The organism is Paenibacillus sp. Marseille-P2973, assembly GCF_018101095.1.
In the GTDB taxonomy this organism is placed as follows: domain Bacteria; phylum Bacillota; class Bacilli; order Paenibacillales; family Paenibacillaceae; genus Fontibacillus; species Fontibacillus vini.
In genome coordinates this window covers 193,275-214,216 of the sequence record NZ_JAGQEH010000001.1, presented here as the reverse complement: position 1 = coordinate 214,216, position 20,942 = coordinate 193,275, and the positions used below count along the sequence as shown (strand labels likewise).

At 50.7% G+C, this 20,942-nt stretch carries 24 protein-coding genes; 18 read left to right on the top strand and 6 right to left on the bottom strand.

Features of this window, described 5'->3' with window-relative positions; genetic code table 11:
• Positions 1–8: 8 nt before the first annotated feature.
• The 5 genes from KB559_RS01020 to KB559_RS01000 all read left to right on the top strand — a co-directional run bounded on the left by KB559_RS01020 (position 9) and on the right by KB559_RS01000 (position 2,825).
• Complete coding sequence (locus KB559_RS01020; protein WP_211019736.1) at positions 9–152, top strand: hypothetical protein; 144 nt, start codon at positions 9–11, stop codon at positions 150–152.
• Positions 145–1,440, top strand: a complete 1,296-nt coding sequence (locus tag KB559_RS01015; RefSeq protein WP_211019735.1) for a glycosyltransferase family 2 protein — start codon at positions 145–147, stop codon at positions 1,438–1,440. Before KB559_RS01020 ends, KB559_RS01015 begins: the two co-directional genes overlap by 8 nt.
• Positions 1,441–1,525: 85 nt before the next feature.
• The gene (locus tag KB559_RS01010; protein WP_211019734.1) at positions 1,526–1,777 is read left to right on the top strand and encodes a hypothetical protein; all 252 of its coding nucleotides are present in this window, start codon (positions 1,526–1,528) and stop codon (positions 1,775–1,777) included.
• A gap of 275 nt (positions 1,778–2,052) precedes the next feature.
• Positions 2,053–2,502, top strand: coding sequence for a GNAT family N-acetyltransferase (locus KB559_RS01005; protein ID WP_211019733.1), 450 nt, complete (start codon positions 2,053–2,055; stop codon positions 2,500–2,502).
• An 80-nt stretch (positions 2,503–2,582) separates the two neighbouring features.
• Positions 2,583–2,825, top strand: coding sequence for a DUF3892 domain-containing protein (locus KB559_RS01000; protein ID WP_211019732.1), 243 nt, complete (start codon positions 2,583–2,585; stop codon positions 2,823–2,825).
• 68 nt (positions 2,826–2,893) lie between these two features.
• On the opposite strand, the gene KB559_RS00995 is transcribed toward KB559_RS01000, so the two are convergent.
• Complete coding sequence (locus KB559_RS00995; protein ID WP_211019731.1) at positions 2,894–3,631, bottom strand: MBL fold metallo-hydrolase; 738 nt, start codon at positions 3,629–3,631, stop codon at positions 2,894–2,896.
• 181 nt (positions 3,632–3,812) lie between these two features.
• On the opposite strand from KB559_RS00995, the gene KB559_RS00990 reads away from it, so the two are divergent.
• Together KB559_RS00990 and KB559_RS00985 are read left to right on the top strand one after the other, a co-directional pair.
• Positions 3,813–4,367: a copper amine oxidase gene (locus KB559_RS00990; RefSeq protein WP_211019730.1), complete on the top strand. Its 555-nt coding sequence runs from the start codon at positions 3,813–3,815 to the stop codon at positions 4,365–4,367.
• 108 nt (positions 4,368–4,475) lie between these two features.
• Positions 4,476–4,799 (top strand): DUF1292 domain-containing protein, encoded by a 324-nt coding sequence (locus KB559_RS00985; RefSeq protein WP_211019729.1) that lies wholly within the window; start codon positions 4,476–4,478, stop codon positions 4,797–4,799.
• Positions 4,800–4,869: 70 nt separating this feature from the next.
• Here the strand turns inward: KB559_RS00985 and KB559_RS00980 are convergent, their stop codons facing one another.
• Complete coding sequence (locus KB559_RS00980; RefSeq protein ID WP_211019728.1) at positions 4,870–6,345, bottom strand: aminotransferase class I/II-fold pyridoxal phosphate-dependent enzyme; 1,476 nt, start codon at positions 6,343–6,345, stop codon at positions 4,870–4,872.
• A 189-nt stretch (positions 6,346–6,534) separates the two neighbouring features.
• Here KB559_RS00980 and KB559_RS00975 point away from each other — a divergent pair, with 189 nt between their 5' ends.
• Positions 6,535–7,821, top strand: a complete 1,287-nt coding sequence (locus KB559_RS00975) for an MFS transporter (protein ID WP_211019727.1) — start codon at positions 6,535–6,537, stop codon at positions 7,819–7,821.
• Positions 7,822–8,613: 792 nt separating this feature from the next.
• Here KB559_RS00975 and KB559_RS00970 read toward each other — a convergent pair.
• On the bottom strand, positions 8,614–9,237 hold the full coding sequence (locus tag KB559_RS00970) for a DUF1054 domain-containing protein (protein ID WP_211019726.1): 624 nt from the start codon (positions 9,235–9,237) through the stop codon (positions 8,614–8,616).
• A gap of 90 nt (positions 9,238–9,327) precedes the next feature.
• Positions 9,328–9,531 carry a hypothetical protein gene (locus tag KB559_RS00965; RefSeq protein WP_211019725.1) on the bottom strand — a complete coding sequence of 68 codons (204 nt, stop codon included), beginning with the start codon at positions 9,529–9,531 and terminating at the stop codon, positions 9,328–9,330.
• Here KB559_RS00965 and KB559_RS00960 point away from each other — a divergent pair.
• The 6 genes from KB559_RS00960 to ptsP all read left to right on the top strand — a co-directional run bounded on the left by KB559_RS00960 (position 9,530) and on the right by ptsP (position 16,092).
• Positions 9,530–10,126, top strand: coding sequence for a hypothetical protein (locus tag KB559_RS00960; RefSeq protein WP_211019724.1), 597 nt, complete (start codon positions 9,530–9,532; stop codon positions 10,124–10,126). The genes KB559_RS00965 and KB559_RS00960 overlap by 2 nt on opposite strands.
• Before the next feature lie 158 nt (positions 10,127–10,284).
• The gene (gndA, locus tag KB559_RS00955) at positions 10,285–11,694 is read left to right on the top strand and encodes an NADP-dependent phosphogluconate dehydrogenase (protein ID WP_211019723.1); all 1,410 of its coding nucleotides are present in this window, start codon (positions 10,285–10,287) and stop codon (positions 11,692–11,694) included.
• 218 nt (positions 11,695–11,912) lie between these two features.
• A complete protein-coding gene (locus KB559_RS00950; protein ID WP_247681490.1) occupies positions 11,913–12,425 on the top strand; it encodes a shikimate kinase in 513 nt (170 codons plus the stop codon).
• A gap of 33 nt (positions 12,426–12,458) precedes the next feature.
• Positions 12,459–13,751 carry a 3-phosphoshikimate 1-carboxyvinyltransferase gene (aroA, locus tag KB559_RS00945; RefSeq protein ID WP_211019721.1) on the top strand — a complete coding sequence of 431 codons (1,293 nt, stop codon included), beginning with the start codon at positions 12,459–12,461 and terminating at the stop codon, positions 13,749–13,751.
• 24 nt (positions 13,752–13,775) lie between these two features.
• A complete protein-coding gene (locus tag KB559_RS00940) occupies positions 13,776–14,201 on the top strand; it encodes a CoA-binding protein (protein ID WP_211019720.1) in 426 nt (141 codons plus the stop codon).
• Between the two features lie 154 nt (positions 14,202–14,355).
• Positions 14,356–16,092 carry a phosphoenolpyruvate--protein phosphotransferase gene (gene ptsP / locus KB559_RS00935; protein ID WP_211019719.1) on the top strand — a complete coding sequence of 579 codons (1,737 nt, stop codon included), beginning with the start codon at positions 14,356–14,358 and terminating at the stop codon, positions 16,090–16,092.
• A gap of 60 nt (positions 16,093–16,152) precedes the next feature.
• Here the strand turns inward: ptsP and KB559_RS00930 are convergent, their stop codons facing one another.
• Positions 16,153–16,683 carry a type 1 glutamine amidotransferase domain-containing protein gene (locus KB559_RS00930; protein WP_211019718.1) on the bottom strand — a complete coding sequence of 177 codons (531 nt, stop codon included), beginning with the start codon at positions 16,681–16,683 and terminating at the stop codon, positions 16,153–16,155.
• Positions 16,684–16,848: 165 nt separating this feature from the next.
• Between KB559_RS00930 and KB559_RS00925 the strand changes: the two genes are divergently transcribed.
• The 4 genes from KB559_RS00925 to KB559_RS00910 all read left to right on the top strand — a co-directional run bounded on the left by KB559_RS00925 (position 16,849) and on the right by KB559_RS00910 (position 19,741).
• A complete protein-coding gene (locus KB559_RS00925; RefSeq protein WP_211019717.1) occupies positions 16,849–17,292 on the top strand; it encodes a hypothetical protein in 444 nt (147 codons plus the stop codon).
• Between the two features lie 109 nt (positions 17,293–17,401).
• Positions 17,402–17,746: a bacillithiol system redox-active protein YtxJ gene (gene ytxJ, locus KB559_RS00920; RefSeq protein ID WP_211019716.1), complete on the top strand. Its 345-nt coding sequence runs from the start codon at positions 17,402–17,404 to the stop codon at positions 17,744–17,746.
• Between the two features lie 109 nt (positions 17,747–17,855).
• On the top strand, positions 17,856–18,860 hold the full coding sequence (ccpA, locus tag KB559_RS00915; protein ID WP_211019715.1) for a catabolite control protein A: 1,005 nt from the start codon (positions 17,856–17,858) through the stop codon (positions 18,858–18,860).
• Between the two features lie 170 nt (positions 18,861–19,030).
• Complete coding sequence (locus tag KB559_RS00910; protein ID WP_211019714.1) at positions 19,031–19,741, top strand: 5'-methylthioadenosine/adenosylhomocysteine nucleosidase; 711 nt, start codon at positions 19,031–19,033, stop codon at positions 19,739–19,741.
• 1 nt (position 19,742) lies between these two features.
• Here KB559_RS00910 and KB559_RS00905 read toward each other — a convergent pair whose 3' ends face one another.
• The gene (locus tag KB559_RS00905; RefSeq protein WP_211019713.1) at positions 19,743–20,933 is read right to left on the bottom strand and encodes an acetoin utilization protein AcuC; all 1,191 of its coding nucleotides are present in this window, start codon (positions 20,931–20,933) and stop codon (positions 19,743–19,745) included.
• Positions 20,934–20,942: the final 9 nt, after the last annotated feature.

The window sequence follows — 20,942 nt, the reverse complement described above, 5'->3', positions numbered from 1 at the left end:
GTGGCAGCATGATTGACTATCAATGGTTCATCATTCTTTGCATCATCGTCTCCTCGATATTTACCCTTGCGGTCATTATATTAACGATCTTCACACTCGTATTTCGTGTCAGAGTCATTGAAAAATACGATCGGGGGAAGCCGAATGTCTGATTTCTTCTTGATTTTCTCCGTGATCAGTATTTGGATTGCGGTCCTGGAAGCTATCGTAATTATGGCGGGTGCGATTAAATTTATTTTCAGGCAGAATCGATCTCCGCTGACGATCCCGGAAAATATGGACAATTACCCGACGGTCAGCGTACTTGTACCGGCCCACAACGAGGAAATCGTAATAGCATCTACGGTAGAGCACATCCTGCAGCTTAATTATCCGGCCGATAAAATACAAATCATCGTGATTGCCGATAACTGTACGGATCGGACGGCCCACAATTTGAAGGTATTGAAGAACAAGGAAGCTTATCGCGACCGGGATTTTATGATTCTTGAACGAACGGGGAAGGGCGGCAAGTCCGGAGCGTTGAACGATGCTCGACAACTGGCCACCGGGGAGTGGCTTTGCATCTATGATGCGGATGCCGCACCGGAACGTAACGCATTAGCCTTCCTTGTGCAGAAAGCGATGGAGGAACCCGAGCTGTATGGCGCCGTCTTTGGCAGGAACAAGGCGAGAAACCGAAGCCAGAATTTCCTGACCCAATGCATTAACCTGGAGCTTGTAACTGTGCAACGGGTTCATCATACGGGTTTATGGGAATTGTTCAAAATCGGTACTATTCCTGGAACTAATTTTATCGTCAAGTCGGCGTTGATCCAGGAAATTGGAGGCTGGGACGAGGAGGCGATAACGGAGGATACCGCGATTTCTTTCGAGATTTTGACGCGGGGCCAGCTTATCGCTTTAGCGCCACAGGCGGAGGCTTATCAGCAAGAGCCGGAGCGACTCGGTGTATACATGCGGCAGCGGGAACGGTGGTCCAAAGGGAATTATCATGTCATTATCGACAACATCCATCATCTGTTTAACAGGTCAAGCTGGCGGATCAAGCTACATGTGCTGTATTATGCGGCCAGTTATTTCTGGTTCATGATCGCTATTATAATCTCGGACATTATTTTTATTACGAATATCGTTTATCAGATCATAGCTCTGTTTGTTCCGTCGATCGTATCTCCTTTTATTTTCGGAGGCGATATTTTTGTATTCTTAATGATCGCATGGGCATTGATGTATTACATTTATGTCCTGCAGATTAACCTGGCCTTGGCCGCGGATATCGGTCAGAGCAACATTCGAAATTTCATTGTTTCCGTGGTATCGTACTTCACCTATTCCCAACTGTTCCTCGTTATTTCCGTACGGGCATTTTATTCCTTGATTATGGATAAATTATTTAGGAGAAAAACAAAATGGTATAAAACGGAGCGCTTTGACTGAAGAGAGCATTCGTTTAGCGTAAAGCTTTCCGGGCAACACTGGAATCATAATATATGAGAACAGTTGCGAAGGAGGGAATTCCGCCTTGATTAGCGATTATAGCAAGGATGCACCGTCCAAAGGTCACGACAGAACCAGAAACCGGTTGCTCTGCCTGATCGTCGGTTTCAGCGCGCTATCTTTAATCGTGGGATGCGGCCTAAAGGCCGATGAGGCCACGCTGCGCAGACAGGCGTCTTCGCCCTGGTGGTTCGTCGGCCCTTCGATATCGGAGGGAGTCTATTCACCGGCTGTGAGGGACGAAGTCTATTCCAAAGAAACGCTGAGTCATCCCTAATAAACGGGACGGAATTGGACTCGGGTTCGGGCTCGGCCCCGAATTTTCGTTCAATCTTCGTCCCATTTTCGGGAGTAGCCCTTCTTGGTGACATAAAACATGGAGACAATCAGCAGGACAGCGATTAGCACGGCAGCCGCGATGGTAACGCCCATGACCATTGGTAAGCTCCTTTCATCATCGGATACTGTCCCAACTATACATGAAAACCGTTTTTTTGTATAATGTTGCAGTTCAATTGTTTTTCATAGAAAAGGTACATGGGAGGCTGAGAAATGGCTGCTGTCATTATACATGTAGAAACGGAACAGCAACTGGAACAATGCTTGAATATCCGCAAAGAGGTATTCGTGGAGGAGCAGAAGGTTCCTATCGATTTGGAAATTGACGAATTTGACCGGATCGGCCCGGATGCACATCATGTGCTGGTGGACGTGGATGGTACATATGCGGCAACGGGAAGATTGACTTACTATAAAGACAATTCGGCTAAAATGCAGCGGATCGCAGTACGTCAAAGCTTCCGTTCCAAAGGAATCGGTAAAATTCTGCTGATCGCTATGGAAGAGCTCGCTAGGGAACTGGGCCTGAGTCAATCGGTACTTGACGCACAATGCCAAGCAGAGGAGTTCTATCGCAAACTGGGATATGAGACGATCTCCACGGAACCGTTTGATGACGCAGGAATCCCGCATGTGCGAATGGTAAAGCCGCTAAAGGCATAGTTCATAGATTTTGCGAAAAAGGACATGCTATACACATCCCTTCCTCAGGGGGAATCCACGAAGAGGAGAAGTGATGCAGCATGGCACTCGATGCGAGAGAACACTTTATTGCGGTTCAAAAAAACGGCGATGGGGATTTGACAGCCTTTAAAACGTCAAGCGGCCGCATTCTGAATTATGATCAGGCAAAGCAGGAAGTTCAGGCCGGTGCGATTGCCGGCGTAAATTTATTCAAAGGAAGAGACGGGGAGATGTACATCCGGGGGGATGCCGACGGCGACCCTACCAATAACCTGGACGCGCTGCCCCGTTTTGATGCATAGTTTGCCGTTTTGTTGCTGAACCAAACACAGTGAAACAGCCCCACGGATCACTTCCGGGGGGCTGTTTTTTATAGGTCATAGATTTCATGCTGGCGAAGAAACTCCATTTCTGCGGTACGTCCGATATAGTCTTCCATTTCATCTCCATAGTGCATGAGCATAATTTTGCTGCGGATTTCCGGCGGCAGGGACAACAGTTCCTCCAGTGTCGTATGCACTTCGCCAGCACCGGTCAGCTGGACCTCGTGCAAGATTTTCCGGCAGTTTCTATCCTTCACCAGGTGGGTCAGCAGTTCGGGTTGAAACACTTTGTCCGCACTATAGAAAATTTCATCGTTAATATAGAGCGAATAGCTTGCTTTGCCCGGAATATGGGGCGTCCGGATGATTTCCACGCTCAAATTCGGCGACAGGCTGCAGGCATTTCCTTCCGTCAGCGGCCGGACCTCAAAGGCATCCTCCAGTGATGAAATCCCGTCCTGGCCAAGTCCGCCCTTCAATGTATTTTCCCAAAGCGGGGTGATCAGCTGTTCGGCGATGTAGAGCACTGGCTTGCGCCCGGCTCCGTATTTCATTCTGAACACAAGCTCTTCCAGACCGCCCACATGGTCCCCATGAATATGGGTCACGAGGATAGCATCGATTTCCTCCAGCGCCGGTTTCCCGAGTTGATGCAAAGAGAGCGGTGCGGTAATGCCGCAGTCGATCAGCAGAGTGAAATCATCGGCATAGATAAACCCGTTATTATTGTAGTATTTCTTGGCAAAAGCACCGCCCGTACCAAGCATTTGGAGACGTAGTGTCATATAATCCCTCCTGAGCTGTAATGCTGTTATTTTCCTTGTTCCACCTAATTTACACAATTTCGAATCGCAGTGAAAGTCTGCGTTTGTAAAAAATGTTCAATCTTTTGGTAAATCACCGCAACTTGATTCTCTGCATGGAGTATAAATTTACATCAACACGAATCAATTGGAGGGTTATAAAATGAGATGGAGAAGAGTTGCCTTGCTAGTCGTTGCGTTCTCCTTGATGGGAGGTTCACTGCTGTTTGCTGATTCCGCATCCCAGAAAGTCAAAACGCTTCTTAACGGCCGTGAATTGGAAGACGGGGGGTATATGATCGACGGAAAAACCTATATCCCTGTGCGCGAGCTTGAAGGTTTGATAGAATACGACGACTCCACCAAAACGGTAAAATACTATAAACCGAACGTCCACATGTTTTTGTTTACGGACGAGGCGGTATTTGGAGATATTAAGAAGACCGGGAAACTGAAGTTTAACGTATTTTCCCAAATCGATAATTTGCGGACGGACATTTCAGCGGTGCGGGTCTCTATTACGGCTCCGGACGGCGCTTCCAAAGTGATTCAAACGAGCGATATCAAAGAGCAGCGGGATAACTTCTGGTTCCGGACGGAAGATTACACCTATGATTTCAAATCGGCCGGAAAATATACCGTAGGCTTCTACATGAAACCTAGCGGTGGCTCGGACTTTACGCTCGTCTCGGAGAAAAGCATCAATGTGCTCAAATAAGCCTCGTGAACCTCTATTCCAAAATTGACCTGCCATCCTGAAAATGTTACGATACGAGGGAAACCGACAGGGTTCAACACATTAAATTAATCAAAGCGAGGTATTTCAATGAGCGACCACAATCACGAACATGGTGAAGCTTGCGGCTGCGGACACGACCATGATCATGACCACGAGCATGAAGAGTTCGTATTGACGCTGACGGATGAGGAAGGCAATGACGTAGAAATGGTTCTTGTCGAGACATTCGATGTAGGCGAAAAAGTATATGCGCTTCTGCTGGAACGCAACAATCCGGAAGCGGACGGCATCATCCTTCGTATGGAAGAAGAGAACGAGGAAATGGTGCTTTACAATATCGAAGACGAAAACGAATGGCGTCAAGTGGAAGAAGCTTATAACGAGCTTGTTGCACAACAAGGTGAAGCTTAATAACCGTTCCATAATCAAAAAGGTGGTCCCAAGCATTCAGCTCGGGATCACCTTTTTTGCGTGTTCTCTGTTAGAAGATCGGGTCGGCTTCCACGATGACCTTGACCTTATTGATATAACGGTCCTCGGGACCTTTTACCGGCAGTCCGACTTCCACGTGGTCGACGATGTAATCGATGTTGCTCTGGGAGATGACCTCGCCAGGCAGCAGAATCGGAATACCCGGCGGATAAACATAGATAAATTCGGCGATGATCCGGCCAGCCGATTCCTTGAACGGAATGACTTCCGTATCCGCATAGAAGGCGTCTCTTGGAATTAGCGACAGCTGCGGGATCTCCGGAATTTTGACGATCAGCTCGTTCGCGTTATTTTCTTTGTAGTATGTTTCGGACAAATGTCGAAGCGCGGACAGCAGGGTATTTACCGATTCCTTTGTATCTCCCGGGGTAATGATACAAAGAATGTTGTACATGTCGCTGAGCTCGACTTCGATATTGTAATGCTCACGCAGCCAATTCTCCGTTTCATAACCGGTAATGCCCAAATGACGCACATGAATCGTCACCTTGGTCGGGTCCAGATCATAGGTGGCTTCGCCGCCCAGAATCTCCCGTCCGAAGCTGTACAAGCCTTCGATGTTGTTGATCTCGCCGCGGAGGTAATGGGCCAGGTCAAGCGCCTCCTGCACCATTTGCCGGCCGTTCAAGGCCAAGTTTCTGCGGGCGGTGTCCAGCGAAGCGAGCAGCAAATAAGACGTCGAAGTCGTCGTCAGCATACTGATGATCGTCTGTACGCGTTGCGGGTTGACGAAGCCGTTCTTGACGTTCAGGTTCAGTACCGAACTTTGCGTCATCGAACCGCCCAGCTTGTGTACGCTGGTAGCGGCCATGTCCGCACCGGCCTGCATAGCCGACATCGGAAGCTCCTCGTGAAACTGGATATGCACGCCGTGGGCTTCGTCCACCAATACAGGCACGTTGAAGCTGTGCGCCAAATCCACGATTTCTTTCAAGTGGGCGCATACGCCGAAATAGGTCGGGTTAATGACAAGCACGGCTTTCGCATCGGGATGGCGCTTGAGGGCGCGGTGAACCGACGAGGTCGTAATGCCGTGATCGATTCCCAGGTTCTCGTCCTGCGCGGGAGAGACGAATACCGGCTTGGCGCCGGCAAAAATAATGGCCGACATAACCGATTTATGAATGTTTCTCGGGACGATAATTTTATCACCGGGAGAACAAATGGATAGTACCATAGTCATGATGGCTCCGCTGGTCCCTTGCACGGAGAAATAAGTATAGTCCGCGCCGAACGCATCGGCCGCAAGCTTCTGCGCCTCTTCGATCACGCCCGTAGGCTGATGAAGGTCGTCCAGCGGCGCGATATTGATAAGGTCAATGGATAGGGCGTTATCGCCAATGAATTCGCGAAATTCTTTATCGGTTCCGAGCCCTTTTTTGTGCCCGGGAATGTGAAATTGAACGGGATTGCCGGCCGCATGCTTTTTAAGAGCGTTAAATAGCGGCGTTTGTTGATGATCCATAGGGCCGTCCCTGCCTTTCGTAATGTAAATTTTCAACAAGGTTGAGTATAGCAAAATGGGCCCGGAATGCAAGCGAAGTTTAGAGAGTGCTGACCTAAGCGGCATCAGGAGGTTAAGTTCAGGCCCTAACTGGAAAGACTAGGAGAAAGCACAGTAACGGGATAAACAGGGGAAAGGAGATGAACGCCGATGGAATTGGCAACAAAGTTTGTAAACAAAAAATTGCTCACACCAACCTTCGTCAGTCTATGGATTATTATGTTTTTGGTGGAATTTGTAAAAGGTGCCCTGATCGTCGCCATTCTTCCCGTGTATATGGGAGACGTATTGCAGCTTAGCGCATTTGCGATCGGCTTATCCTTCTCGTGCCAGTACATAGGAGACAATCTGTTCCGCAGCCCGGCAGGCTGGCTGATCGAGCGCATCGGGTTCCGATTGACGATGACGATCGGGCTGTGCATTACTTTGGGAGCCGTTTTTATCATTACGGTTATGAAAACGATGGGCTTTATCGTGTTGGGATGCGCCCTGCTCGGGATCGGCACAGCGCCGCTATGGCCCTGTGTCCTGATGGGCATAACGGCGGTGACGGAGGAAAACAAAAATTTCGGCACCGCCATGGGGGTCATCCAGATCTCGAGCCTGGGGGGGACAGGCCTGGGGCCCGTTATCATCAATTTTCTGGTCAGCGTATCTTATACAGTCGTATTCTGGGTGCTGCTGAGCTGCATGGGGCTTGTGGTCCTGGTATCGCTGTTTCTGCCTAGACATGCGGGGAACCGTAATACGGCCACAGGTACCGAGACCGTGGCGGACACGTCTGCCACCGCAGCGTTATGGCAAGGCGGAGCAGCCCGGATCTGGCAAAATATCAAGGAGACGCACCGTCATATCCGGACTCATCTGAAGGTGAGTCCGCTGCTTTATCCGGCGCTGTTCCTTCAATCCTTTGCCGTCGGGCTGCTCACCCCGGTCATTACGCTGTTTGTCCGCTCCGAGCTGGGCCTCTCGCCGGAAGCGTTCAGCCTGATGCTGATCTCGGGTGGCGGGGTCACCGTGCTCGGGTTGATTCCCGTCGGCAAACTCGTTGACCGGTACGGGACTCGACGGTTTTTGAACGCCGGCTTTGCGCTGGCCGCCGTATCCGTCGGACTGTTTGCCTTTATCCGGCCGCTGCCCGTCGTGTGGACGCTGGTCATGCTGATTGGAGTCAGCTATGCGCTGATCCTGCCCACGTGGGATACGATGATCTCTCACCTGCTCCCGGAGGGGGAGAAGGGTACCGTGTGGGGGCTATTCCTTACGATCCAGGGCACGGGCATGATCGTAGGGCCGATCGCCTCCGGCAAAATGTGGGACGCTCTGGGGGCCCCCGCTCCCTTCGTGGCGAGTTCGATCTCAATGGCCCTGCTGTTCTTCTTGCACTTGTATTTATCACGCAAACAACCCGCTTCTGCCGGAGTTTCGACCCGGTAAGAGCGGGGGCTTAGCGAGATACTATAAAAGTGATCGTCCCAAGTCGCTTCGAACCGCGCGCTGTAAGCACGCAGTTTTACACATGCGCGCTTCCAGCTCGCGCTGTTTCGCTGCATGACGGCGTCCGGTCGCCCACTACTTAGCCGATTGGATTAACTTGAAAACCTCCGGTTAGTTTCGGCTAGCTATGTGTGTGCTGGCTCAATTAGCTGTAAAACCTGCAGTTAATTTCAGCAATCTCGGCTTTCTAACCAAATTAGCTGTAAAACCTACAGTTAATTAAGCTGTTATCGCTTGAAGATGGGGAAAAAGTCAAATTTAGATGCAGGTTATACAGTTATTTTCAATATTTTACTGGATACCGGCTAATTAGCTGTAGAAAATACAGTTAAATTATATTCAACAGTAATCAATCCGACATTGTATCAGCAACTAATGCCAACTAGAATCTTTCCGTCACAGTCACAGCATCAGCAGCTTAAAGGCACAAAGCAATCATCCGAAACAGCTTCAGCAACCAGTGCAACTCTAAGTTTTCTGACATTCATCATATCGGACTTTCCAACTCATTTAGCTGTAAAACCTGCAGTTAATTTCGGCAATCCCGGCTTTCTAACCCAATTAACTGTAAAACCTCCAGTTAATTGAGCTGTTATCGCCTGCAGAGGGGGAAATAGCCAAATTTAGATGGAGGTTTTACAGTTATTTTTAATATTCTAATGGATACTCGCTAATTAGCTGTAGAAAATACAGTTAAGTTATTTCATGTTCAATTTTCGGCTCCCTTAATTATCAGAAAGAAGCCTGATACAGCGGAAGCAAGGAACCGAAGGTTTCTTCGATTTTTGCCGTAAGCTTCTCACCGTCGCTTAAGATCGGATCATCCCGCTCAATGCGCAGGCCGCACATGATCTCTGCTTTCTTTACTGTTTTCAGCTTCTCAGCCATGTCCTTAAGCGTTTGGGAGCTCGTGTCGGTATGAAGCTTACCGCCCGGATCCATGTGATCCATGGACCAGTAGAACTCGCCTGGTACGGCTTTTTTGATTTTGGCGGTGTGCTTCTGCACATAATCGGCGAATACCGCTTTATTCGGACTTTCATAAATGACCGCAAAAATAATAAACAAATGAGTCGAAAACATACCGACCTCGAAATGCGGGAGCGCCTTATAACCGCGTTTGCTGCTCGCCCAGGCGATCCAGGTGTCGATCGGCGGATTTACTTTCCGGCGGGCGTGTTTGGCAACATGCGGATACATGTCCTCGCCGCACAACACGGAGAGATATGGGGAGAGCGCGCCGCCCAAGGCTTCAAGCTTGGGTCTGACCCGACTGATGATGGCTTCCATCCGAGGCTCAAGCCCGGGAACTGTCAAACTATCGAAATCCTGCTCGGTAAAACCGTTAAACGTCATTTTAATACCTCCATCACTGGCTCTTGCTGGCTTGGCTTACTAACCGATTATAGCATATTTTGCAGAACGGTCCCGCCTGAGGGCGAATCCCTAGCTTCCTAGCTCCCCGGAGGATGAAATACCGCCCTTTTGAGTCAGACCCAGCCCGAAACGGGTAAAAATAATCAATAATCCAAGTTCCGCTACATAAGATGAAGAATAGGAAATGGTAAGCCGCAAGTGGGAGAAATGCGAGGCCCGGCCGACGCCCTGAAGCCCGGTTCGGGTTTGATCAAGAAAGGGAGGGAGTGCCATGAATAAAAGCTATGAAGTGGAATACTGCAACCTGGAACTCCGATTCGACCGCCGGCATATACAGCAGCTGATCCGCGATTTGATCCAAGACGGATATTCTTTATATTGGAGCGAGAACGAATCCATTTTCATTATTTCCGTGCGAACGGGCCGCAAGCTAACGAAGCTTCGTTTTCAGCGTCTGGCGAAAGGATACAAGCTGGTGGGCGATTACGTAATCAAGGATGCCAAGTTGGCCGAATGGCTGGAGAAGCTGATCGGGGATCTTCGCGGTCACGCCGTGGTTAAGCGCTTTAAAGACCGGCAGATTCTGATCGAGAATATCCTGTTCGGCGAAGTGATCAGGCTGGTAGAGATCAACGGTATGGAGCATCGTGTGATTTTTCAGAAAGGCCCTGTTCTCGATACGGGAAAAATGGCGGAAATGTTCGCCTCACAATCGGCGGAGCAGCAGCTTGAAAGCTTGCAGCAGGAGCTCGACCGGGAGTTGGAGATGCTATACGAGGCGCTGCAAAAGGGAGACAAAGAACTGGCCGAGATTTGCAAAGAGAAGCTTCGCAAACTGCGGATCAAATTGATCCGGCTTGAATGGTAGCCTTCTTTTTAACGCAAACTAGGATATAAATCATTGTAAGGCCCCCTGATTTATGGGGGGTTGTTTTGTGGGTACCGGGTTCAAGGGGTTCACTTCTGTACTCAAAAGAGTTAAAATGATATTATTGATAAAAATAAAGTTTGCAAAGGATGGAGACCATGTCAAAACAACAGATTGGCGTTATCGGCCTGGCCGTTATGGGCAAAAATTTGGCCCTCAATATCGAAAGCAGAGGCTTTACCGTTTCGGTATTCAACCGCTCCCCGCAAAAAACGCATGACCTACTTGAGAACGAAGCCAAAGGCAAAAATCTTGTCGGTACTTTCTCGGTAGAAGAGTTTGTGCAATCCCTGGAAACGCCACGCAAAATTTTGATCATGGTACAAGCCGGTTCCGCGACCGACGCGACCATTGAGAGCTTGCTTCCTTATCTGGATCAAGGCGACATCATTATCGACGGCGGTAACGCTTATTTCCCTGACACTCAACGTCGCAGCAAAGAACTTGAAGCCAAAGGCTTCCGTTTCATCGGTACAGGCGTATCGGGCGGCGAAGAAGGCGCGCTTAAAGGCCCTGCGATTATGCCGGGCGGACAAGAGAGTGCTTATAAATTGGTAGAGCCGATTTTGACGGCGATTTCCGCCAAAGTAAACGGCGATCCTTGCTGTACATATATCGGACCGGACGGTGCCGGACACTATGTGAAGATGGTTCACAACGGCATCGAATACGGCGACATGCAGTTGATCGGCGAAGCTTACCATCTGTTGAAAGACGTGCTTGGCGTGGACGCCAAAGAATTGCATGAAATTTTCACTGACTGGAACAAAGGCGAGCTGGACAGCTACCTCATCGAAATTACCGCCGACATCTTCTCGCAATATGACGAAGAAACAGGCAAACCTATGGTTGACGTGATCCTCGACGCAGCCGGACAAAAAGGCACCGGCAAATGGACAAGCCAAAGCGCCCTCGATCTCGGCGTTCCGTTGTCCATGATTACGGAATCCGTATTCTCCCGCTTCTTGTCCGCGATGAAGGAAGAGCGCGTGGCGGCCAGCAAAATTTTGAGCGGCCCGGCTAAGAAATCGTTCAGCGGCGACAAAGCGGAATTTATCGAGAACGTGCGTAAAGCGCTGTTCGCAAGTAAAATCGTGTCCTATGCCCAAGGCTTCGCGCAAATGCGCTCCGCTTCGGATGAGTACGGCTGGGACTTGAAATACGGCAATATCGCTATGATTTTCCGCGGCGGCTGCATTATCCGTTCGCAGTTCCTGCATAACATCAAAGAAGCGTATGACCGTGATCCTGCTCTCAAAAACCTGCTTCTGGACTCGTACTTCAAAAATGTCGTGGAAAGCTACCAGGATGCATGGCGCAAAGTGGTTGCAGCCGCTGTTGAGAACGGAATTCCGGTTCCAGGCTTCTCCAGCGCATTGTCCTACTACGACAGCTACCGTACGGAACGTCTGCCTGCCAACCTGCTTCAGGCGCAGCGCGACTACTTCGGAGCTCATACCTTTAAACGTGTGGACAAAGAAGGCGTATTCCATCACCAATGGTTCTAAGAACCAAACTTTGGAATCATGTATTGAACGGCTCAAACAAGGGCGCCAAAGCAACGGACATTCCGTTTGCTGCGGCGCTCTTTTATCATAGGGCAGGATGCGGAGTCGTAGAAAAGTGATATTTTTCAGGGGAGAAGTGCCAAAGTTACCAGCCTGTGTTATGATATGAAAAAGTTAATTTGAGAACCATGGGATCAGGAAACAAAGTAGGTGAAAATTTGACAAAAAAAAGCGATGTTATCGTACTGATCGGGATGATGGGGACCGGTAAATCTACGGTCGGGGCACATCTTGCCGCAGAGACGGGATACCGTATGCTGGATTTGGACGCAATGATTGCGGAGAAGGCGGGCTGCTCCATTCCCGAGTTGTTTGAAGAGAAGGGCGAGTCCTATTTCCGCGAGCTGGAATCGGCTGTTCTGGTTGAAGCGCTTAAAGTTCCGGGATCAATCCTGGCCACAGGTGGCGGAGCGGTGCTTCGGGAAAGCAATTGCGGGGAAATGCTGAAATACGGCTGGGTTGTCGCGCTTGCGGCTACAGTGGACGAAATCGTTGCCCGGGTCGGAGAAGATAAGGGAAGACCGCTGCTTGCCGGCGGGGCCAGACAACGCGTCACGGCGCTGCTGGAAGAACGGAAGCATGCTTATGACTTTGCACATGTAACCATCGATACTTCCGGCAAAAGTGCGGAAGAAGTGTCTGCGGAGATTTTAATGCATTACCGCGGTTAATCAATCAACAACACATACAAAGGGGATATACATATGGATATGATCGTTAGGCCCACTGCGGAACTAAAAGGAGAAATCGGAGCGCTGTCCTCCAAAAACTATACGACCCGCTATCTGCTGGTAGCCGCTCTGGCGGAAGGTACAAGCACGGTGTACTACCCCGCTCACAGCGAGGACAGCGATGCGATGCGCCGGTGTATTCAGGATCTCGGCGCAGTATTGCAGGAGGATGACGAGAAGATCGTCATCACCGGCTTCGGCAAGAACCCGCGGGATGTGAAGGAACTGAACGTAGGCAACGCAGGAGCGGTGCTGCGGTTTTTGATGGCGATTGCAGCGCTTTGCCCGGATGTGACCTTTGTAAACACCTATCCGGACTCCCTCGGTAAACGTCCGCACAGCGACTTGATCGAGGCGCTGGAATCGATGGGCGTGGAGATTGAGCATCAAGAAGGCCGGCTGCCGATCACCATCCGCGGCGGCAATCCTAAAGGCGGGAAGATTAAAGTGTCCGGCGAAGTCAGTTCGCAATATTTGAGCGCCTTGTTATTTCTGACCCCGCTGCTTGAGGAAGACAGCGAGATTGAAGTGCTTGGCGACTTGAAATCGAAGGTCGTCATCGGGCAGACGCTGGAAGTGCTTGAGCAGGCGGGTATTAAGATCGACGCCGCCAGCGATTATATGAGCTTCCGGGTTCCGGGACGTCAAGCTTACCAGGCCAAGAACTATACGGTTCAGGGGGATTATCCCGGCTCGGCGGCTATTCTCGCCGCGGCGGCCGTGACGAAATCCGATGTGAAGGTGCACCGTCTGATGGAACGCAGTAAACAAGGAGAACGTGCCATTGTCGATGTGCTGCAAATGATGGACGTTCCGCTCAGCCATAAAGAAGGCACGGTCCATGTGCTCGGCAACGGGCGGCTTCGCCCGGTTGAGTTCGACGGCGATGCTGCGACCGATGCGGTGCTGGCTATGGTGGCTGCAGCCGTATTTGCTGACGGCACCTCAAGATTTTACAACGTGGAAAATTTACGGTATAAGGAATGCGACCGCATTACAGACTATCTCAATGAGTTGAAAAAGGCGGGCGCCCAGGTGGAAGAGCGCCAATCGGAAATCATCGTTCATGGCCGTCCTTCGGGCCTCGAAGGCGGAGCGACGATCAACGCTCACTACGATCACCGGGTGATCATGGCTTTGACCGTCGTCGGTCTACGCTGCAAGGAACCGCTCCTTATCAAGGACGCGCATCATGTAGCCAAATCTTATCCGCAATATTTCGATCACTTGACTGCGCTTGGCGCTTCGGTCGAGTGGGTAAAATAACGGTAAAGAAAGGTGTGATCCCAAATGGCATTTGAAAATCCGAGCCGTGAGGAAATCAAGGGTATTTTGCAAAATGCGGGCAATATCGCTGTCGTCGGTTTATCCGATAAAAGTGACCGGACTTCGTATATGGTAGCCCAGGCGCTCCAGAACAACGGTTACCGGATCATTCCGGTCAACCCGGCCGCCAGCGGCGAAATTCTCGGCGAGAAGGTCTATGCCGCTTTGAAAGACATCCCCGAGCCGGTGGATATCGTCAATGTGTTCCGCCGAAGCGAATATACGCCGGAGGTGGCCCGCGAAGCGGTGGAGATCGGAGCCAACGTGCTCTGGCTTCAGCTTGGCATCGAGAGCGACGAGGCTTATGAGATTGCTTCCCAAGGCGGTTTAACGGTCATCATGGACCGCTGCATCAAGGTGGAAGACAGTATTTTGATCGGAAAGAGATAATTTATCACTACCGAGAGACTCGGCCCCTGCGGGGCCGGGTTTTTTATTTATGTATTCCGAATTCCTTTGACAAATTTGCAAACCTGGGCTTACCATAAAGTATTAGAGAGAGGGTATCCTATATTACGAAAGTAGGACATTAGGGGGTCGAAACATGATACAGGGTATCGGTGCAGCCGCGGGCGTAGCGATAGGCAAAGCTTTTGTGCTGCCCGCCTGGGAGTGGGATGTGCAGGATCGCCGGATGGAGAAGGTGGATCTCGCCAAGGAATTCGAGAGATTGTATGAGGGAATCCGCACGTCCAAAACCGAGATCGAGTTCATGAAGAATGAAATCAAGGAGACGGTCGGGGTAGCGGAGTCCAGCATTTTTGACGCGCATATCGCCATTTTAGAGGACCCCGTGTTTATGAGTGAAATTCAGGGGATCATCGAACGCCAGTACAAAGCGGCCGAGGTGGCTGTTAAGGAAGCGATCGACCATTTTGTAACGATGTTTGATCTTCTGGATGATGAATATATGAAAGAGCGGGCGCTTGATATTAAGGATGTCGGCAACCGGCTGCTGAAGCATCTGCTCGGCACGCCTGAGATTACTCTGCCCGCCGACACACAGCCGTACATTCTTGTCGCCAAGGAGCTTTCGCCGTCCCAATTAGTGCATTTGAATCCGGAGAATGTGCTGGGCATGGTCACGATGGCGGGAGGGCAAACTTCCCATTCCGCGATCATGGCCCGTGCCATCGGAATTCCGCTGGTGTCCGGCCTGGAAAACAAGCTTGTCGAGCCGCTTCAAACAGGGGATTTCCTCATTATTGACGGGGATGATGGCCGGATATATCTGAATCCGGAGCAGGAATTGATCGACCGGTTTACCGGGATTGCCGAAGGTCAGCGCCGCAGAAAAGAACAGCTGCAACTGCTCGCCTCCGTCGATGCGGTGACGAAAGACGGCTACCATTTGCGGCTGGCTGGGAATATCAGCTCGCTGAAGGACCTGGAGCAGGTAATGAAATACGGAGCTCATGGGGTAGGACTGTTCCGTACGGAATTTTTATATATGGACCGCCCCACTTTTCCAACGGAAGAGGAGCAGTATGAGGTATACCGCCAGATCGTTGAGAAGGCGGGAGGATATCCGGTAGTCATTCGGACACTGGATATTGGCGGAGATAAGCAATTGGAATATTTTGCGCTGCCGGAGGAAGAGAATCCGGTGCTTGGGTATCGCGGTATCCGCATCAGCCTGGACAGCAACGAGCTGTTCAAAACCCAGCTAACCGCCTTACTGCGGGCCAGCGCGCATGGCCACGTGAAAATTTTGTTCCCGATGATCTCATCCCTGGAGGAATTCAGGGGCGCCAAGCGGATTCTGGAGGAGGCTAAGCTGGATTTGGCGGTCCGCGGCCTTCCGTTCCGTTCCGACATCGAGGCGGGTATTATGATTGAAGTGCCGGCCGCCGCGGCGATTGCGGATCTGCTGGCAAAGGAAGCCGATTTTTTCAGCATCGGGACAAACGATCTGGTACAGTATGTGCTGGCCGTGGACCGGATGAACGAAAAAATCGCACATATGTATCATCCTTTTCATCCTGCCGTACTTCGCCTGCTGCGCCAGACCGTGTCCGCAGCGAAGGAAGAAGGGATACCCGTCAGCGTATGCGGAGAATTGGCCGGCGATGAGAGAGCGCTGCCGATCTGGCTTCACCTTGGTGTGGACAGTCTCAGCATGTCGCCGCAAGCTTTGCTCCGCGTGAAGCATCGCGTTTTGAACAGCACGCTCAAGGAGGGGCAAGAGGAAGGCAAACTCTGCTTCCGGCTTACCACGAGCGAAGAGATCGAAAGAGAGCTGTCCGGTTTTCTGGGCAAGGACCCGGTAGCGGGCCGCTAATATAAGCAATATTAAAGCCGGGGGAAGAGTGATCTCCCTCCGGCTTTTTCGTTCTTTATCCTATTTTGCGGCAGCAGCCAGAGCATCCACGAACGCCTTGCCGTATTCCGGCAAATCGGGCGGACGTCTCGCCGAAATAATATGCCCGTCGCCAACGACCGGCTCGTCTTTCCAGATGGCTCCGGCGTTCTCCATATCGTCGCGGATTCCCGGCGTTGAAGTGACCGTGACTCCTTTCAGGATGCCCGCGGAAATCAATACCCAGCCGGCATGGCAGATCTGGCCGATCGGCTTCTTGTCGTTATTCATTTCGCGAATAATATCCAGCACTTTGCCGTAACGGCGCAGCTTGTCCGGAGCCCATCCGCCCGGAACCAGGATTCCGTCATAGTCGCTGGCACGGATTTCCTCGAACGAAAATTCGGCCTCAGCGGGTACGCCGTATTTGCCGATGTATTTTTTGCCTTTCTCCGCTCCTGCCAAATGCACCTCGGCACCTTCCTCCCGAACGCGGTAAATCGGGTACCAAAGCTCCAAATCCTCGAATTCTTCATCCACCAGAGCTATCACTTTTTTTCCAGTAAGTCTCAAAACTTTCTCCTCCTGTCTATTGAAACTCTTGACGAAAATCGTTTTCGATATTTTAATTGTATCAAAAATAAAGATTTCTTTCATGATGCTGTCGCATGGTTATTTATTCTTTACTTAGCGATTATTACATTAAATAAAATGTTGAGGATTAAATGAGGTGATCCTGTGCGCAAGCTTTGCCGCTGCGGACAAAACATGAACCTCGGTTTTAGGCTGGTTATTTTCGAAAACAAGTTCCAGGTCGACCGGGTTCCGATTCTAGAGTGCGAAGAATGCAATTACTATGAAGTGCTGCCTTCCTTTAAGGCGGATGTAATCGACTTGTTAAGCCAATTGAAGGAGCAAGGCGAGAGCGTGCGTGTTTATTTTACCGAAATCAACGAATTGGCGGACGTGTTATACGGCCTGTCATCACAAGCAGCCAAGCTGGACCCTTCGGCATTTAGGGTGTTATTGGAGCAAAGCTGCAACGAACGGATCAATCTGCTGCTCGATATATACGGATGCGCGCAAAAAATGGGAGACACTTCCTGGATGAATGAAATTGCCGTCCGGCTGGCACCTTTGTCGAAATTTGTTAAAAAGGGACAGTCCTTAAGTGCGAAATAGAAGGAAATTGATATGAATTTGTCGTTATAAGTTGTTTTTAGCTTTCCCTTTTTGGTAAGATATGAATAGAAAACGTGAAAATTATTTTCTGAAAGGGGACGGATGCGGGATGTCCGAATTGAAGAGAATAACTACTACTGAGGATCTTCAGAAGGCGTTTGAGCAATCGGCGGACCAGCCGCTGCTGCTGTTCAAGCATAGTACAAGATGTCCGATTAGCGCCGGGGCTCACCGGGAGCTGGCGGATTACCTGAACGACGCTCCGAATGAGAAGATTACATATGGGCTGATTTATGTGGTTGAAGACCGCGACGTATCCAACGCGGCGGCGGAGAAGCTTGGCGTCAAGCACGAATCTCCTCAAGCGCTGCTGGTTAAAGACGGCCAAGCGGTATGGCATGCTTCCCATTCTAAAATTACGGTGGATGCAATAAGAGGAATTCTTGCAAAATGAAGCGTTATCATTGCGTAAAGTAATATTTTGTCGTATCATAAATTTAATTGAGCAGCAGGGACTTTGGTTGGACAACGATTGAAAATCTATTGGCAATGGAGAGAAGAATGTGACGGTTACCATTTACGATGTGGCACGTGAAGCGGGCGTCTCGATGGCAACGGTTTCCCGGGTTGTGAATAACAATCCCAACGTGAAGCCGCAAACCCGGAAGAAAGTTTATGAAGCGATTGAACGTTTGGGATATCGTCCGAATGCGGTGGCAAGAGGGCTTGCCAGCAAGAAGACGACCACGGTCGGAGTGGTGATCCCGGATATATCTAATTCGATTTTTGCGGAGATTGCGAGAGGCATCGAAGACATCGCTAACATGTACCACTATAATATTATTTTGTGTAATGCCGACAAGAAGAAGGAAAAGGAAATTCGCGTCATCAACACCCTGCTTGAAAAGCAAGTGGACGGGCTTCTGTTCATGGGCGGAACGGTGACGGAAGAGCACGTGCAGGCTTTCCAGACCTCGGCTGTGCCGATCGTTTTGTGTGCTACGAGCGATGAGAACGGGGCGATCCCTTCCGTCGATATCGACCACGAAGCCGCTGCATTTGATGCGGTGAGCACGCTGGTAAGACACGGGCACCGGCATATTGCGATGATCAGCGGTACGCTGCAGGATCCAGCGAACGGCTATGCTCGGTTCCAAGGTTATAAACGCGCGTTAGAAACCGCGGGAATTCCGCACGATGAGGATTTGGTTCGCATCGGGAACTATCGTTACGAATCCGGCGTTGAAGCGATGAAATATTTCCTTGGGCTTAAGAAACGCCCTAGCGCGATTTTTGCGGCTACGGATGAGATGGCGATCGGAGCGATCCACAGTATCCAGGACGAAGGTCTTAAAGTGCCTGACGATTTCTCCATTATCAGCGTTGATAATATTCGTATGGCTTCCATGGTACGGCCTCAGCTGACCACGGTAGCTCAGCCGATGTATGATCTTGGCGCGGTGGCCATGCGTCTACTTACCAAGCTGATGAAGAAGGAAACGGTAGAGAACCCTCGCGTGATTCTGCCGCACGAAACGATTTTGCGGTTGTCCGTCAGCCATATTTAAAGGCTGGTTTTGATTATAAAGAGAGATACAACAGACAAATATATGAAAAAGGTTATACGGCAAAAAGCTCCTGATTCAGGAGCTTTTTATATGTTATAAAATAACGTTTCCGTAGTTCGGGTTCGGGTTACATTATAAAATGATGCTGAAAGTAAAGGAGCGAAGCACGAGTGCCGACAACCATCGGAATTATCGGAGCCATGGATGAGGAAATCGCCTTGCTTCTGCAAGGGATAGAAGGCCAGGAACAGGTCATGCAGTCGGGCATTTCTTTTGTAAAAGGCCGGTTTCACGGCAAGGAAGTGGTAGTTTGCAAATCAGGGGTGGGGAAGGTAAACGCGGCGATTACGACGCAAATCCTGATCGACCGTTTTGATATCGGAGCGGTCTGGTTCACGGGCGTGGCGGGAGCGTTGGACCCGGGGCTTAATATCGGGGATATCGTAATCTCTTCTTCTTGCCAGCAGCACGATATGGATTGCTCCCCGCTCGGCTTCAGTCGGGGGATTATCCCTTTTCAGGAAACCTCGGATTTCCCCGCTGATCCCGGCTTTATCAAGCTGGCCGAGGAAGCCTGTTCCCGCGTGTGCAAGGAACAAGGCTATGTGATCGGCAGAGTGTTATCCGGCGATCAATTCATCGCCGATTCGGAAAAGGTCCGCCTGCTGCACGAAACGATGGGCGGCGCTTGCGTGGAGATGGAGGGCGCCGCAATCGGGCAAGTATGTTATACGAACTCGGTGCCTTATGTCATTCTCCGCTCGATGTCGGACAAGGCGGACGGCACGGCCAATGTGAATTTCGCCGAATTTACCGTAGCCGCCTCGAAACGTTCTTTCGAGATCGTGGAAGATATGATCCGCCATTTCGAGGCATCCTAGATCACGTCTCAGGATATTCCTGCAACGCAACCGCGAGATTCTCGCGGTTTTTTGCTGTGATCTCGTCTCTTCGCGGAATTCCTTCCCACCGGGACAAATCGTCCAGCCATTCGGTAGGCAGCGTCTGTTGCGTCTGCCCTTGCCATTTGTCTATCCAGCTCTGGGGCAGGTGCGCATGGGCGGGATCCCCCTCGTCCAGAGCCTGCTTCAAAGGGTGGTGGCTCATTTCCAGCCACAACAGCCCCCAAGCGCGCGGAACTACCCGCCACATGTCGTAACCCCCGCCTCCCACGGCGACCCATCGTCCTTCACAGTAAGTATGGGCCAACTCGTGCAGAATCGCCGGCATCCGGTTGTAAATATCCATGCTGCAATGCATATGACTCAGCGGATCCAGCGCATGGGCATCGCAGCCGTGGAGGCTGACGATGAGGTCGGGCTTGAAGTAAGCCGTCAGACGGGAGATGGACTGCTCGAAGCATTCCATCCAGGAAGCGTCCTCGGTATAAGGCTGTAGCGGGACGTTCAGGCATGCTCCGTAGCCTTGGTGTTCCCCTCTTTCGTTGAGATACCCGGTTCCGGGAAATAAATACTTGCCCGTCTCATGGATAGAGTATGTACATACCTCCGGATCCGAGTAAAAACTCCACTGCACCCCGTCCCCATGATGTACGTCCGTATCGACATAAAGGACTCTGGCATTATAATGCCGTCTGGCATATGAGATCGCTACGGCGGCATCATTGTATACACAAAACCCGGCCGCTTTCGCGGACAAGGCATGATGCAGACCGCCGCCCAAATGGAGGGCATGGGTAGATTTCCCGGACATAACGGCTTCCACGGCCGTTATTGTGCCTCCGGTTACATAAGAGGCTGCTTCGTGCATTCCGGCAAAATAGGGCGTATCCTCGTCCATCAGGCCGTATTGTTCGGCCCGCCCGATCCAATCGGGCTCGGGCGTAGCTTGGCTCAAAGCTTTTACCGCTTCGATATAGGCCGGTTGGTGGATCCACATCAGCTCTTCATCCGATGCCGGACGGGACAATAGCATTTGCGAGGGCGCAAGCGCCCCTATGCTTGATAAGAGGTCAAGCGTGAGCTGCAGCCGGATCGGATGGAAGGGATGATGATCGTGAAACCGGTAATTCATCGATTTATCGTGATGAACAAATAAAGCGCTTCCAGACATGGCGTCACG

Coding starts and splice junctions, on each gene's coding strand:
- KB559_RS01005 (WP_211019733.1), top strand. CDS start 2,053: ATGGCTGCTGTCATTATACATGTAGAAACGGAACAGCAACTGGAACAA.
- KB559_RS01015 (WP_211019735.1), top strand. CDS start 145: ATGTCTGATTTCTTCTTGATTTTCTCCGTGATCAGTATTTGGATTGCG.
- KB559_RS00980 (WP_211019728.1), bottom strand. CDS start 6,345: ATGGATCATCAACAAACGCCGCTATTTAACGCTCTTAAAAAGCATGCG.
- KB559_RS00940 (WP_211019720.1), top strand. CDS start 13,776: ATGGCATTTGAAAATCCGAGCCGTGAGGAAATCAAGGGTATTTTGCAA.
- ptsP (WP_211019719.1), top strand. CDS start 14,356: ATGATACAGGGTATCGGTGCAGCCGCGGGCGTAGCGATAGGCAAAGCT.
- KB559_RS00965 (WP_211019725.1), bottom strand. CDS start 9,531: ATGGCACTCCCTCCCTTTCTTGATCAAACCCGAACCGGGCTTCAGGGC.
- KB559_RS00960 (WP_211019724.1), top strand. CDS start 9,530: ATGAATAAAAGCTATGAAGTGGAATACTGCAACCTGGAACTCCGATTC.
- KB559_RS00985 (WP_211019729.1), top strand. CDS start 4,476: ATGAGCGACCACAATCACGAACATGGTGAAGCTTGCGGCTGCGGACAC.
- KB559_RS00975 (WP_211019727.1), top strand. CDS start 6,535: ATGGAATTGGCAACAAAGTTTGTAAACAAAAAATTGCTCACACCAACC.
- KB559_RS01020 (WP_211019736.1), top strand. CDS start 9: ATGATTGACTATCAATGGTTCATCATTCTTTGCATCATCGTCTCCTCG.
- aroA (WP_211019721.1), top strand. CDS start 12,459: ATGGATATGATCGTTAGGCCCACTGCGGAACTAAAAGGAGAAATCGGA.
- KB559_RS01000 (WP_211019732.1), top strand. CDS start 2,583: ATGGCACTCGATGCGAGAGAACACTTTATTGCGGTTCAAAAAAACGGC.
- KB559_RS00990 (WP_211019730.1), top strand. CDS start 3,813: ATGAGATGGAGAAGAGTTGCCTTGCTAGTCGTTGCGTTCTCCTTGATG.
- gndA (WP_211019723.1), top strand. CDS start 10,285: ATGTCAAAACAACAGATTGGCGTTATCGGCCTGGCCGTTATGGGCAAA.
- KB559_RS00970 (WP_211019726.1), bottom strand. CDS start 9,237: ATGACGTTTAACGGTTTTACCGAGCAGGATTTCGATAGTTTGACAGTT.
- KB559_RS00995 (WP_211019731.1), bottom strand. CDS start 3,631: ATGACACTACGTCTCCAAATGCTTGGTACGGGCGGTGCTTTTGCCAAG.
- KB559_RS00905 (WP_211019713.1), bottom strand. CDS start 20,933: ATGTCTGGAAGCGCTTTATTTGTTCATCACGATAAATCGATGAATTAC.
- ytxJ (WP_211019716.1), top strand. CDS start 17,402: ATGTCCGAATTGAAGAGAATAACTACTACTGAGGATCTTCAGAAGGCG.